Source organism: Trinickia sp. LjRoot230 (genome assembly GCF_964253315.1).
Classification (GTDB): Bacteria; Pseudomonadota; Gammaproteobacteria; order Burkholderiales; family Burkholderiaceae; genus Trinickia.
On the sequence record NZ_CAXUQX020000001.1, the window covers coordinates 3,112,769 to 3,125,129 of the forward strand.

Here is a 12,361-nt window from a genome sequence, read left to right on the forward strand (position 1 = left end):
CAGCGTTCCCACGTTCGGCATTCCAACGAGTAATATGGACGATATGGGTTTCCTTTATACGCCGCTTCCGATATGGGTTGCCGTCGGTGCCTGGATCACCGCGGCGGGGTTGCTCGCGCTCGCACTGATGCGCAGGCCGTTCAGGCGTCTGCAGGATGCGACGCTTCAGCACGTATGGCTCGCCATTACCGTCGCCATCTCGGTGCTTTGGGCAACCAACGCCTGGCTGGACGACGGGCCGGTCATGCATCTGCTCGGCGCAACGCTGTTCGTCACGCTGTTCGACTGGGCGCTCGCGCTTATCGCGATGGCGGTCATTTCGGGAATCGCCGCCGTTGTGTTCGATGCGGCTTGGCTCGGGGTCGCGCTGACGTTCCTCATCTACGGCGCAATGCCCGTGGGCATTTCCGCGCTTTTTCAGCGTGCCTCGAGCGCATGGCTACCGCGCAATTTGTTCGTCTTCATCGGTGCGCAAGGCTTCGTATCACCGACTATCGCCGTGGCGCTTGCATCGGGCGCCGCGGCCGGAGCACACATCGCGCTTGCGGGTGGCTCCGACTCAGTCGTGCCGGCCGGCTATGCTTTCAGCGTGCTTCTGCTGGCGTTGGGCGAAGCATGGTTTACCGGTATGGCCACTGCGCTGATCGCCGTCTACCGGCCGGCGTGGGTGACGACCAATGATGTGCGACGCTACCGCCTCGGCGGACCGCGCACCTGAGCGAGCCGCTCGCACGCAACATGTGTCCCATTGCTCCGCTGGCCGCATCCGATCGGCCGAAATATTTACGCGCCGATTGAACTCCGCAACGGAATACGGCATCTTACGTGCCTGATGTCTCGTTTAATAACATTTGGATGGATAGCTCCAACACCTCGCGCCGCCTGCGGCAGCTCGTTCGCTGGCTGACGGCAGCGGTGGCCAGCCTGCCCCTCGCCCTTCCGGCCCGAGCAGATCTCATCGACGATCGCAACGAAATGGTCGCCAAATTCATCAACGAAATGCACGCCGATCCGCTCGTCGCGGATTGCGCGGCGCATGGCCAATTCGTCGCAAGCACTTCGAGCGTGATCGAACGCGTCGAATTCCCGCCCGACGCCTTCGATAGCGCCCACGCCTCAATCAAGCCATGGAACGAGCCGTTCGACGAAGGCAAGCAGCGCGTGAAAGTGGACAACGTCGTCACGGTCGACGGCCAGGGCATCGCGCGCGATAAAAACCGTGCGCCTTATGCGCTCACGTTTCGCTGCGGCTATGTGGGCTCGCAAATGCTCGCGTTCAACTGGAACGATCCAGTTCCATCCGCTAAACCGCGCGCCGAGCGCTCGACCAAGAAAGGCAAGACGAAGCACGGCGCTAAGACGCGCGCCGTGAAGAAGTCGACAAACCAATAGGCGCTGCGATGGAAACGGCAACCCGCCGCAAACGGGAAGCCGCCATCGAATTCGCCTGCGCCTACGAGGTCAGCTGCGCCGCGAAACGCAACCTCGCAGCGCCCTCCGCTTTCGGGCCTCCTGGGTCTCAGGGAAACGCTTCGAGATGATGCAGCACGGCACCGAGCATCGCCGCACCGAGCGCAGCGCTGCGCTCGCCGCTCCATCCAACGCGCTCGTCTGGCAGGTTCGCGTTGTCCTTGAACGGCATCTCGAGCGTCAGCGACAGACACCCAAACGCGTGGCCCACGTACTTTGACGCGAGCTTGAGCGCGTCTTCCCGGTATTTCCCGGACTCGTAGCCGTACGTATCCTGGAAGTCCGGGCTTGCGAGCTTGAACGCGTCGATAAACGCTTTTTGCTCGGCCGCTTGGCGTGGCGTGAAGCCCGGCAACATCTCGCAACCGGCGACGAACACATACGGCAATGCCTCGTCTCCGTGAATATCGAAGAACAGGTCGCAGCCGCTCGCGTGAATCGCATTGCGCACGGCCAGCACTTCGGGACTGCGCCCGGCGTCGAGCTCCATCCATTCGCGGTTCAGATTGGCACCAGCAGCATTGGTCCGCAGATTGCCGTGAACGCTACCGTCCGGATTCATATTGGGCACGATGTAAAACGCCGCGTGCTCGTACAGCTTGCGCGCCACCGGGTCGCCCGCCCAGTCGCCCCATCCAAGAAGCCGTTTCACGAGCCCCTCGACAAACCATTCGGCCATCGTTTCGCCCGGATGCTGGCGTGCGATGATCCACACCTTCTTTTTTGGCGGTAACCCGCTTTCAGCTTGCTCTGTTGTGCCCAGCGTCAGCAGCGAAACGGGGCGCCCCTCGACCGTCGTACCGAGCTCGACCAGCGTGGCATGCGGCATTTGCTGAACCGTGCCGAGAAACTCCGCGTGTCTTTGCTCCGAGTAGGGCTCGAAGTAAGCGTAGTACACCGCATCGAACTCCGGCGTGTGCTCGATGGTCAGCACATGCCCATCGTAGCGAGTGGGCACGCGGAACCAATGCACGCGGTCGTAGCTCGCCACCGCGCGATAGTCGACCCAGCCCTGCTCGAACGCACATTGGGACGCATTCTCGAACGTCATCGAGCAAAGCTCGTCACGCGCGCCCGAAAGCCTGAAATAGAACCACTGCGCGAAATCGCTGTGGCTGTCGGGGCGAATGCGCAAGCGGATATCGGCAGCCTGCTCGCAGGCCAGCACCTCGATGGCACCACCGTCAAAATTGCTCGTAATCGAAAGCGTCATGGTTTTCCTCGGCCCGGTGTGCAGGGCAATAACCGTGTTACGGCTTCAACCGCCGACTCGGCGGCGAAATACATAGGTGGCATCGTTCGATGCGGCTTTGTCGAAGGTATAACCTTCGACGGCAAACGCCTTCAGCGCTTCGGGAGTATCGAGCCGATGCTCGACCGCAAAGCGCGCCATCAGCCCGCGTGCGCGTTTGGCGTAAAAGCTGATGATCTTGTAGCGCCCGCCCTTCCAGTCTTGGAACACGGGCGTAATCACCGAGCCGTCCAGTTGACGGACCTTCACCGACTTGAAATATTCGCCCGACGCGCAGTTGACGAGCACGCGCGCGGCGTGCTCGTTTTTTCGCAACTGCGCGTTGAGCGCGTCGGTGATACGCCCGCCCCAAAACGCGTAGAGATCCTTACCGCGCGCATTCGGCAGGCGCGTGCCCATTTCGAGGCGGTACGGCTGCAGCAAATCGAGCGGCCTCAAGACGCCATATAGCCCCGACAGCACGCGAACGTGATGTTGCGCGTACTCGAGTTCGGCCGCACCAAGCGACTTCGCGTCAAATCCTTCGTACACGTCACCGTTGAATGCCAGTACGGCTTGCTTCGCGTTGTGCTTGCCAAAACGGGGCGACCAATCGACGTAACGCTGAAAATTCAAGCGGGCGAGTGAGTCCGAAATGCCCATTAGCGACGCCAATTGCTGCGGCGATAGACGACGCAAATCGTCGATGAGTTCGCTGGCATCGTCGATAAAATGGGGAATCGTGTGATGTTCGATGTGAGGTGGCGTCTCGTAGTCGAGCGACTTCGCCGGAGACAAAACAATTATCATGGAGCCTTGACGGCACGCCGTGCCGAACGTTGAAAGCGAAAACCCCGATTGTAGCGAATGCCTAGTGTTCCTGATTCCCGTAGTGCGCGCGGCGCGCAGCGCGTGGTGCTCGACTCCAATGTGTGGATCGACATCCTCGTCTTCGACGACCCTGCCACGCGGCCCATCCATGCGGCATTGACCGGCGGTGCGCTTGATGCCGTCATCAACGCGCGCTGTCTGGCTGAGCTTTCACGTGTGCTCGATTACCCGCAATTCGCCTCTCGGGTGCTCGACAAGGCTGCCTTGCTCGCGTCGGTCGGGCAGCTTTGCTCGATGACCGAGCTCGCCGCGTCGCCGGAAGGCGCCGCAATGCTGCCCAAATGCAAGGACCGCGACGATCAGAAATTCCTCGAACTCGCCTACGCCAGCGGCGCAAGCTGGCTCGTCTCAAAGGACCGCGCGTTGCTCAAGCTCGACAAGCGCACCTCACGTGATTTCGGCTTCAGGATCACGCCACCCGAGCCGTTCACCGTGGCCTGTGTCCTGCAGCAGCAGCCATCGCCTCTTTTTCCGATCGCGCCATGAACGCTCTCCCCGAATCGACGAACCCCGCGCCCTTCGCGCTTGCCTCGCGTCTGCCGAATGTCGGCACGACGATCTTCACCGTGATGAGCGCGCTGGCTGCACAACATGGTGCGGTCAATCTCGGCCAGGGGTTTCCCGATTTCGAGTGTGACGCCCGCATCATCGACGCCGTGACCAAGGCCATGCGCGACGGCCACAATCAATATCCGCCGATGGCGGGCACGCTCGCGCTGCGCGAGGCCATCGCCGGCAAGATCGAGGCAGTCCACGGGCGCCGCTACGACGCGCAAGCCGAGATCACCGTCACGGCAGGCGCGACGCAAGCGCTGCTGACGGCAATTCTCTCGACCGTGCACCCCGGCGACGAGGTCATCGTTCTGGAGCCGACCTACGACAGCTATGTGCCCTCGATCGAGTTGGCGGGCGGCAAACCCGTGTTCGTCACGCTCAACGCGCCCGACTACGCGATTCCATTCGACGCGCTTGCGGCCGCCATCACGCCCCGCACACGGCTCTTGATCATCAACTCGCCGCACAATCCGACCGGCAGAGTCTGGCACGCCGACGACATGCGCAAGCTCGAAGCCATCGTGCGCGATACGCGCGTGTTGATCGTCGCGGATGAAGTCTACGAGCATATGGTCTATGACGGCGCCCCGCACGAAAGCGTCGCGCGTTATTCGGAACTCGCCGCGCGCAGCTTCGTGGTATCGAGCTTTGGCAAGACGTTTCACGTCACGGGATGGAAAGTCGGCTATGTCGCCGCCCCCGCCGCGCTCACGGAGGAATTCCGCAAAGTCCATCAATTCAATGTGTTCACGGTAAACACGCCGATGCAGATCGGGCTTGCCAATTATCTCCAAGACCCGGCGCCTTACCTCGAGCTTGCTGCCTTCTATCAGCGCAAACGTGACTTTTTTCGGGCAGGCTTGGCGCACACCCGCTTCAAGTTGCTGCCGTGCGAGGGGACGTATTTCCAGTGCGTCGATTATTCGGCCATCAGCGACTTGCCCGAAGCCGAGTTTTCGACTTGGTTGACACGTGAGATCGGCGTTGCGGCGATCCCGGTTTCGGCCTTCTATCACGAACCGCACGAGTCGGGCATCGTGCGATTTTGCTTCGCCAAGCGCGAGACGACGCTCGCGACCGCCCTCGAGCGCTTGGCGCGCCTTTAGCGCTGCCACGCAAAGGTCTTGTCTTGGCGATGGGTTGAACCACCCGCGCCGGCGTACCGTTGGATCCGTTCAAAGGAGACTTCATGAGCGCAGAATTGCTGGCGTCGCGGCCGCCCGAAAGCGAGTCGACGCTCGTTCTCACCTTGTCGAATCCCGGCGCCCGCAACGCGCTGCACCCCGATATGTACGCGGCCGGCATCGTTGCACTCGAGACTGCCGAGCGCGACACGTCGATCCGCGCTGTCGTGCTGACCGGCGCTGACGATTTCTTCTGCGCAGGCGGCAATCTGCACCGGTTGCTCGAAAACCGCGCGAAGGATGCGTCAGTCCAGGCGCAGAGCATCGACCTGCTGGCCCAGTGGATTGTCGCGCTGCGCACGTGCACGAAGCCGGTTATCGCCGCGGTCGAAGGCGCGGCTGCCGGCGCCGGCTTTTCGCTGGCGCTCGCCTGCGACCTGATCGTCGCGGCCGAGGATGCGAAATTCGTGATGTCGTATGCGCGCGTGGGGCTCACGCCCGACGGCGGTGGCTCGTGGTTTCTCGCGCAAGCGCTGCCGCGGCAGCTGGCCACCGAAATGCTGCTGGAGGCAAAGCCGATCGCCGCTGAGCGCCTGCACGCGCTGGGTGTCGTCAACCGGCTCGTCAAGCCGGGCAAGGCGCGCGACACGGCGCTTGCCTGGGCCGACGAACTCGGCCGAGGCTCTCCCAACGCGTTCGCACGCATTAAAACACTCGTCGCTGCCGCTCGCGAACAGCCGCTTGCCGATCATCTGAGCGACGAGCGCGATCATTTCATCGCATCGCTGCAGCACAGCGATGCGCTCGAAGGCATCCATGCCTTCCTGGAAAAGCGCGCGCCGCGCTATCGATAAGCGAGCACCACGATGGCCGAATTCGCGCTGCCCAAACGTCGACGCATCTTCCTGATGCGCCATGGCGACGTGACCTATTTCGACGACACCGCGCGTGCGATCGACCCCGACACGGTGCCTCTCAACGAGCACGGCCGTGCGCAGGCTGGCGCGGCGGGTGAAGCATTTGCAGCGGACGCCGTCCGGTTCGATCGTGTGATCGTAAGCGGCCTGCCGCGCACGATCGAAACCGCGCAATGCGTGCTCGAGAGAACGGGCCAGCGAGTCGAGATCGAAGCCTGGCCCGAATGGCGCGAGATTCGTTCGGGACGTCTGCCCGATCTTGCGCCGGCCGAACTCGAACGCGCCTTTCTCAGCATCTTCGACGGCGTTGTGCCCGAGCAAACGCGCTTTCTAGGCGGCGAGACGATAGGCGAGCTGCTCGACCGCGTGCTCCCCGCACTCGCCCGGCTGCGCGCCGACACGTCGTGGGATACGGTACTGCTCGTCTTGCACGGCGGCGTGAATCGCGCGCTGCTCTCGCATGCCATCACCGCGGGCGGCCGCCCTTTTTTCGGCCATCTTGCCCAGGCAACGGGCTGCATCAACGCGCTCGATGTCGGCAGCGAGCCGCGCGATTGGGTTATTCGCGCACTCAACTACTCGCCGCCCACGCCGCTTTTTCGAGAGGTACGGCATACGACGATGGAAATGCTCTACGCGCAGTATTTGCGCTATCGATCAAGCGACTAAGCCGACCCGGCAGCGCGAAGCGAAGCGCGGTGCCCACCGATCGAAGGAGAGGGAAAGGGAGACAGAGATGGAAACCAGCCCGCAACATGAGCGCTCCACTCAACAACAGGACTATTCGGCCTTCACCGGCACACACGAGGTCGCCGAGCGTCAGCGTTTCGATATCGATGCCCTCGCCGCGTGGCTGCGCGCACATCTGGACGGCTTTAGCGGCCCCCTTTCAGTCGAACAATTCGCTGGCGGGCAATCGAATCCGACCTTTAGGCTCGTGACGCCCGGGCGAAGCTATGTCATGCGTGCGAAACCCGGCCCCTCCGCGAAGCTGCTGCCTTCCGCACATGCAATCGAGCGGGAGTACCGCGTGATGCACGCGCTTGTTGAGCACGGTGTGCCCGTTGCCCGAATGCTCGCGCTGTGCGAGGACGAAGCGGTGATCGGCCGGGCTTTTTATGTGATGGAGTATGTTGAAGGCCGCGTGCTGTGGGACCCATCGCTGCCTGGCATGTCTGCCGCGCAGCGAGGTGCGATCTACGACGAGATGAACCGAGTGATTGCCACGCTGCACAAGGTCGATATAGACGCCGCCGGGCTGGCCGATTTCGGCAAGGCCGGCAACTATCTCGCCCGTCAGATCGCGCGTTGGAGCAAGCAGTACCAGGCGTCGGAGACGGTTCCGATTGCGGCGATGCATCGGCTCATCGAATGGCTGCCGCTTCACATACCGGCCGGCGGCGGCAGTGAAGCGCCGCTCGCAATCGTGCATGGCGACTACCGGCTCGATAACCTGATCTTCCACCCGAGCGAACCGCGCGTGCTGGCTGTGCTCGACTGGGAGCTGTCGACACTCGGCGACCCGATCGTCGACTTCGCCTATCACGTCATGACCTGGCACGTGGACCCGCACGCATTTCGCGGCATCGCGGGACTGGACTGGGCGGCGCTCGGCATCCCCGACGAGCGCAGCTACGTCGAACGCTACTGTGAACGAACAGGTTTTTCGATTGCCGGCGACTGGAACTTCTATCTCGCCTTCAACATGTTCCGCATTGCGGCAATCCTGCAGGGCATCATGAAACGCGTGGCGCTCGGCACAGCCGCGAGCGCGCAGGCCATCGACGCCGGCCGGCGAGCACAGCCAATGGCCGAGTTGGCCTGGTCATACGCACAGAAGGTCCGTTAACTGATGATTTACGCGAGGTCTTGATGAACTTCGACTACTCCCCGAAAGTTCAAGCGTTGCGCGCGAAGCTGCTCGCGTTCTTCGACGCTCATATCTATCCGAATGAGCAAGCGTTTCTCGACGAAGTGGCGCAAAACCGCCTCAACGGCGACCCATGGGTGCCGACGCGGCTCATCGAAACGTTAAAGGGACATGCGCGTGACGCCGGACTGTGGAACCTCTTTCTTCCCGCCTCCGCGCGCGGCGCCGGGCTCACTAATCTCGAATACGCACCGCTCGCCGAAATCATGGGGCGCGTGCCCTGGGCACCGGAAGCATTCAACTGCAATGCGCCCGATACCGGCAACATGGAAACGCTCGAGCGCTATGGCACGGACGACCACAAACGTACATGGCTCGAGCCGCTGCTCGCCGGCGAGATCCGCTCGGCGTTTCTGATGACCGAGCCCGAAGTGGCTTCCTCGGACGCAACCAATATCCGCACGCGCATCGTGCGTGACGGGGACGACTACGTCATCGATGGCCGCAAATGGTGGTCTTCGGGCGCGGGGGACCCGCGCTGCAAGCTCTATATCGTAATGGGCAAGACGAACCCGGACGCGGACCGGCACGCGCAGCAATCAATGGTGCTTGTGCCCGCCGATACACCGGGTGTCACCGTCCATCGACCGCTCAGCGTGTTCGGCTACGACGACGCCCCGCATGGCCATATGGAGATCTCGCTCGACAACGTGCGGGTACCGGCGAGCAACGTCCTGCTCGGAGAAGGCCGCGGCTTCGAGATCGCGCAAGGGCGTCTCGGGCCAGGCCGCATTCATCACTGCATGCGTCTCGTCGGGCTGGCAGAGCGCGCGCTCGAACTAATGTGCCGGCGCACGGCCGAACGCGTCGCATTCGGCAAGCCGATCGCTGCACAAACCATCACGCAAGAGCGCATCGCCGACGCCCGTTGCGCGATCGAACAGGCGCGCCTGCTCACGCTCAAAGCGGCGTACATGATGGATACCGTCGGCAACAAGGCAGCGCGCGCTGAAATCGCGATGATCAAGGTCATCGCGCCGAATATGGCGTGCCAGGTCATCGATTGGGCGATTCAAGCTCATGGCGGCGGCGGTGTGAGCGGCGACTTTCCACTCGCCTACGCCTATGCCTGCGCCCGCACGCTGCGTTTCGCGGACGGGCCGGACGAGGTACATCGCAACGCCATCGCCAAGCTCGAGCTGGCTCGCCACGCGCCACGGCCACGTGAGTCGGCATGAATGCGCGCGCCAACGCTCAACGCCGAGATCCGCGTTGGCGTTATGGGCAATGCCCGGCGCCCTGCGACGCTGCGGGTTCTATGCTAATTTGCCGCAGTCCGGTGCCGCTTGTTGCGGCGCCAGCCTCATGAAGGAGCGGCAATGATCGACGTGTACAGCTGGGCCACCCCGAACGGCCATAAAGTTCACATCATGCTCGAGGAGACGGGCCTCGAGTATCGTGTCCATCCGGTCAACATCGGCGCCGGAGATCAATTTAAACCCGATTTTCTCGGTATCAGTCCGAACAACAAGATTCCCGCCATCGTCGATTCCGACGGCCCCGGTGGAAAGCCGCTGTCACTGTTCGAATCAGGCGCGATCCTGATCTACCTCGCCGAGAAAACGGCTAAGTTCTTGCCGACCGAGGCCGGCGCACGCTATGCGACCTTGCAGTGGCTGATGTTCCAGATGGGCGGGCTAGGCCCGATGCTCGGCCAGACGCATCATTTTCGTATTTATGCGCCCGAGAAGATCGACTACGCCATCAACCGCTATACGAACGAAGCAAAGCGGCTTTATGGCGTGATGGACACGCAACTCGGCAAAACACAGTACATGGCAGGCAACGACTACACGATTGCCGATATCGCGAGCTTCCCGTGGACGCGCTCGTGGCAAAACCAAGGCATCGAGCTTGCCGAATTCCCGAACGTCAAGCGCTGGCACGAGGCGATCGCGGCGCGCCCGGCTGTGATACGCGGCGTCGACGTCCTTGCATCGGCGCGGCAAGCGCTGACGGACGACAAGGCGAGAGAGATGCTGTTCGGCGCGACCCAATACGCCAAGCATTGAGTCGCGAGCAGGGCGCGGCTAGAAGCTAGAAGTAATGCCGGGTGATGAACTCGGCAACGCATGCGGGTTTGGCCGCCCCTTCAATCGTCAGCGCGACGTCCCACGTCACTTGCACACCGCCGTCCGGCAGATCATTCGTCTGCGCAACGCGAAAACATGCTTGCACGCGTGAGCCGGCCGGCACGGGCGCCGTGAATCGGACGCGATTCATGCCGTAGTTGAGCCCCAAGCGCTGGCGAATATCCACGGTAGCCATCAGCAGCGCCGGTATCAGCGATAGGGTCAGGAAGCCATGTGCGATCGGCCCGCCGAAAGGCGATTCGCGACGCGCGCGCTCGGGGTCGACGTGAATCCATTGATGATCGCCCGTCGCTTCGGCGAATGCGTCGATGCGTGTTTGATCGACGGTGAACGCTGCGCTGACGAAGGGCTCGCCACCAACGAGCGCGCGCAGTTGCTCCGCGTTGGTAATTCCCACGGCGCCTGTCACGTCGCCGCTCCAGACGACGCCTGATCGACATCGCGCAAACCGAACAACACCTTTGAACGAACGGTGACCACCGTTTCCCCGTTCTGGTTAATGCCCTCCCACAGCAGCGTCGCGATGCCGCAGTCAGCACGGCTTGACAAGATGCGCTTGTCGACCACCGAGTTGAACAGATGGAGCGTGTCGCCGGGGCGGACCGGCTTGAGCCATCGAATTTCGTCGATGCCGGGCGAGCCCATCGATGTGGACCCCGCCAGCATCTTGCGCACAAATATGCCCATCAGCACCGAGCACGTGTGCCATCCACTCGCGATCAGTCCGCAAAACGGTGACGCGCGCGCGGCAATTTCGTCGAGATGAAACGGTTGGGGATCGTACTGCGTGGCAAATTCGACGATTTCTTCGGCCGTGAACGTATGCGCGCCGACTTCGGCGCGCGAGCCGACTTCCAAATCTTCAAAGCTGAAGCCCATTTCTTTTGTCTCCCGTGGCCGAAGGCTCACTGCCAATATCGGGAAACAGTATGGAACAGGGCTGCGCTAATGCGCAACATACCGAACGGCCTACTGCAGCGACTCTTTGGGCACCCACGGCCCTGGCAGCGGCAAGACATCGATGCCTTCTTCCGCCAGCGAACGCGCATCGTCAGGCGATGCCACGCCGCGGATGCTGCGAGCCGGTGCCTCGTTATAGTGAATCCGTCGTGCCTCTTCGGCAAAGCGCTCGCCGACGTTCTCCGTCTTTTCGAGCACCTCGCGCAACGCGCGGAGTGCCTTCGCCTCGATCTCGCGCATTCGCTCGGCGGGCATCCCGCGCGGGTCCGCTGGTGCGCCAGATTCGTCGGTCCTCCGCCGCGCCTCGTTAGGTGCACTGGTCGCACCGGACAAGTTCAACCGTGGTGCGGACGGCACACGGCTCACCGCAGTAGCCGCGCAAATCGGGCATTCGATCAATTTGCGCGACAACTGAGATTCGAAGTCATCGACGGAGGCAAACCAGCCTTCGAACCGATGGCAATGCGGGCATTGCAAATCGAGGACCTTCATACGGAATCGTGAGCGAATATCGGGCTAAGTGTAGCGCGAAATCGTTATCGGCGAATAACGTTCACGGGACGGCCGACGGCAGCGCCTCGTCGGGCTGCCACGCCCCCGAGAGCAACTTGTCGAGCCACATCGTGCCAATGATCGTTTTCACGTCACTAATGGCGCCCGTGCGGACCCATTCGAGCATCTGCGGCACGTCAGTCACGAACGTATCGAGAAACTCGCCTTCATCGAGCGTCGCCTCGCCGGCCGTCAACCCGCGCGCCAAATAAAGGTCGATGAATTCGGTGGAATACGAAATGATCGGATGGATGCGGGTGAGGAACAGGAAATCGCGCGCCGTATAGCCGGTTTCCTCCTGCAGTTCGCGCTTGGCGCAAGCGAGGGAACCCTCTTCAGGATCGAGCTTGCCGGCTGGATACTCGATCATCACGCGGCCGATCGGGTAGCGATACTGGCGTTCGAGCAACACGCGCCCATCGTCGAACATTGGAATGACCATCACGGCGCCGGGATGCTCGATGTACTCGCGCGTCGCTGTCTTGCCGTCGGGCAAGCGCACCGTGTCGCGTTTGACGAGTAAAAACGAGCCCTCGTGGATGGTTTGACTGGCGATGCGTGCTTCCGTCAGCGATGCATCGTGATCGTGATCGGGCAATTGGGCCATCTGCGGTCCTCCGGAAACCGGCCGCAGTACG

Annotated in this window: 15 protein-coding genes; 9 read left to right on the plus strand and 6 right to left on the minus strand. The window is 62.3% G+C overall.

Features of this window, described 5'->3' with window-relative positions:
• The first annotated feature begins 43 nt into the window (after window positions 1-43).
• Complete coding sequence (locus tag ACSQ20_RS14165; RefSeq protein WP_436023114.1) at window positions 44-718, plus strand: energy-coupling factor ABC transporter permease; 675 nt, start codon at window positions 44-46, stop codon at window positions 716-718.
• Window positions 719-855: 137 nt separating this feature from the next.
• Window positions 856-1,392, plus strand: coding sequence for a BspC domain-containing protein (locus tag ACSQ20_RS14170; RefSeq protein WP_436020946.1), 537 nt, complete (start codon window positions 856-858; stop codon window positions 1,390-1,392).
• 127 nt (window positions 1,393-1,519) lie between these two features.
• Here the strand turns inward: ACSQ20_RS14170 and ACSQ20_RS14175 are convergent, their stop codons facing one another.
• Together ACSQ20_RS14175 and yaaA are read right to left on the minus strand one after the other, a co-directional pair.
• Window positions 1,520-2,683 (minus strand): M14 family metallopeptidase, encoded by a 1,164-nt coding sequence (locus ACSQ20_RS14175; RefSeq protein WP_436020948.1) that lies wholly within the window; start codon window positions 2,681-2,683, stop codon window positions 1,520-1,522.
• Window positions 2,684-2,728: 45 nt separating this feature from the next.
• Entirely contained in the window at window positions 2,729-3,511 is a 783-nt protein-coding gene (yaaA, locus tag ACSQ20_RS14180) for a peroxide stress protein YaaA (protein WP_436020950.1), read from the minus strand.
• Window positions 3,512-3,568: 57 nt separating this feature from the next.
• On the opposite strand from yaaA, the gene ACSQ20_RS14185 reads away from it, so the two are divergent.
• From ACSQ20_RS14185 to ACSQ20_RS14215, 7 genes are all read left to right on the plus strand, one after another.
• A complete protein-coding gene (locus tag ACSQ20_RS14185) occupies window positions 3,569-4,078 on the plus strand; it encodes a putative toxin-antitoxin system toxin component, PIN family (RefSeq protein WP_436020952.1) in 510 nt (169 codons plus the stop codon).
• Window positions 4,075-5,253, plus strand: coding sequence for a pyridoxal phosphate-dependent aminotransferase (locus ACSQ20_RS14190; RefSeq protein ID WP_436020953.1), 1,179 nt, complete (start codon window positions 4,075-4,077; stop codon window positions 5,251-5,253). Before ACSQ20_RS14185 ends, ACSQ20_RS14190 begins: the two co-directional genes overlap by 4 nt.
• A gap of 83 nt (window positions 5,254-5,336) precedes the next feature.
• Entirely contained in the window at window positions 5,337-6,125 is a 789-nt protein-coding gene (locus tag ACSQ20_RS14195) for an oxepin-CoA hydrolase, alternative type (protein WP_436020955.1), read from the plus strand.
• A gap of 12 nt (window positions 6,126-6,137) precedes the next feature.
• Entirely contained in the window at window positions 6,138-6,857 is a 720-nt protein-coding gene (locus ACSQ20_RS14200; protein WP_436020957.1) for a histidine phosphatase family protein, read from the plus strand.
• Between the two features lie 67 nt (window positions 6,858-6,924).
• The gene (locus ACSQ20_RS14205) at window positions 6,925-8,037 is read left to right on the plus strand and encodes a phosphotransferase (RefSeq protein ID WP_436020959.1); all 1,113 of its coding nucleotides are present in this window, start codon (window positions 6,925-6,927) and stop codon (window positions 8,035-8,037) included.
• 23 nt (window positions 8,038-8,060) lie between these two features.
• Entirely contained in the window at window positions 8,061-9,296 is a 1,236-nt protein-coding gene (locus ACSQ20_RS14210) for an acyl-CoA dehydrogenase family protein (protein ID WP_436020961.1), read from the plus strand.
• Window positions 9,297-9,437: 141 nt separating this feature from the next.
• A complete protein-coding gene (locus ACSQ20_RS14215) occupies window positions 9,438-10,130 on the plus strand; it encodes a glutathione binding-like protein (protein ID WP_436020963.1) in 693 nt (230 codons plus the stop codon).
• 25 nt (window positions 10,131-10,155) lie between these two features.
• On the opposite strand, the gene ACSQ20_RS14220 is transcribed toward ACSQ20_RS14215, so the two are convergent.
• From ACSQ20_RS14220 to ACSQ20_RS14235, 4 genes are all read right to left on the minus strand, one after another.
• Window positions 10,156-10,620: a MaoC family dehydratase gene (locus ACSQ20_RS14220; protein ID WP_436020965.1), complete on the minus strand. Its 465-nt coding sequence runs from the start codon at window positions 10,618-10,620 to the stop codon at window positions 10,156-10,158.
• Window positions 10,617-11,090 carry a MaoC family dehydratase gene (locus ACSQ20_RS14225; RefSeq protein ID WP_436020967.1) on the minus strand — a complete coding sequence of 158 codons (474 nt, stop codon included), beginning with the start codon at window positions 11,088-11,090 and terminating at the stop codon, window positions 10,617-10,619. Before ACSQ20_RS14225 ends, ACSQ20_RS14220 begins: the two co-directional genes overlap by 4 nt.
• 90 nt (window positions 11,091-11,180) lie before the next feature.
• Window positions 11,181-11,663: a DUF1178 family protein gene (locus tag ACSQ20_RS14230; protein ID WP_436020969.1), complete on the minus strand. Its 483-nt coding sequence runs from the start codon at window positions 11,661-11,663 to the stop codon at window positions 11,181-11,183.
• A gap of 61 nt (window positions 11,664-11,724) precedes the next feature.
• Window positions 11,725-12,330 (minus strand): NUDIX domain-containing protein, encoded by a 606-nt coding sequence (locus tag ACSQ20_RS14235; RefSeq protein WP_436020971.1) that lies wholly within the window; start codon window positions 12,328-12,330, stop codon window positions 11,725-11,727.
• Between the last annotated feature and the right edge of the window lie 31 nt (window positions 12,331-12,361).

Excerpts from the sequence above, each read along its gene's own strand:
- ACSQ20_RS14165 (WP_436023114.1), top strand. The coding sequence starts at position 44 with ATGGGTTTCCTTTATACGCCGCTTCCGATATGGGTTGCCGTCGGTGCC.
- ACSQ20_RS14170 (WP_436020946.1), top strand. The coding sequence starts at position 856 with ATGGATAGCTCCAACACCTCGCGCCGCCTGCGGCAGCTCGTTCGCTGG.
- ACSQ20_RS14175 (WP_436020948.1), bottom strand. The coding sequence starts at position 2,683 with ATGACGCTTTCGATTACGAGCAATTTTGACGGTGGTGCCATCGAGGTG.
- yaaA (WP_436020950.1), bottom strand. The coding sequence starts at position 3,511 with ATGATAATTGTTTTGTCTCCGGCGAAGTCGCTCGACTACGAGACGCCA.
- ACSQ20_RS14185 (WP_436020952.1), top strand. The coding sequence starts at position 3,569 with ATGCCTAGTGTTCCTGATTCCCGTAGTGCGCGCGGCGCGCAGCGCGTG.
- ACSQ20_RS14190 (WP_436020953.1), top strand. The coding sequence starts at position 4,075 with ATGAACGCTCTCCCCGAATCGACGAACCCCGCGCCCTTCGCGCTTGCC.
- ACSQ20_RS14195 (WP_436020955.1), top strand. The coding sequence starts at position 5,337 with ATGAGCGCAGAATTGCTGGCGTCGCGGCCGCCCGAAAGCGAGTCGACG.
- ACSQ20_RS14200 (WP_436020957.1), top strand. The coding sequence starts at position 6,138 with ATGGCCGAATTCGCGCTGCCCAAACGTCGACGCATCTTCCTGATGCGC.
- ACSQ20_RS14205 (WP_436020959.1), top strand. The coding sequence starts at position 6,925 with ATGGAAACCAGCCCGCAACATGAGCGCTCCACTCAACAACAGGACTAT.
- ACSQ20_RS14210 (WP_436020961.1), top strand. The coding sequence starts at position 8,061 with ATGAACTTCGACTACTCCCCGAAAGTTCAAGCGTTGCGCGCGAAGCTG.
- ACSQ20_RS14215 (WP_436020963.1), top strand. The coding sequence starts at position 9,438 with ATGATCGACGTGTACAGCTGGGCCACCCCGAACGGCCATAAAGTTCAC.
- ACSQ20_RS14225 (WP_436020967.1), bottom strand. The coding sequence starts at position 11,090 with ATGGGCTTCAGCTTTGAAGATTTGGAAGTCGGCTCGCGCGCCGAAGTC.
- ACSQ20_RS14230 (WP_436020969.1), bottom strand. The coding sequence starts at position 11,663 with ATGAAGGTCCTCGATTTGCAATGCCCGCATTGCCATCGGTTCGAAGGC.
- ACSQ20_RS14235 (WP_436020971.1), bottom strand. The coding sequence starts at position 12,330 with ATGGCCCAATTGCCCGATCACGATCACGATGCATCGCTGACGGAAGCA.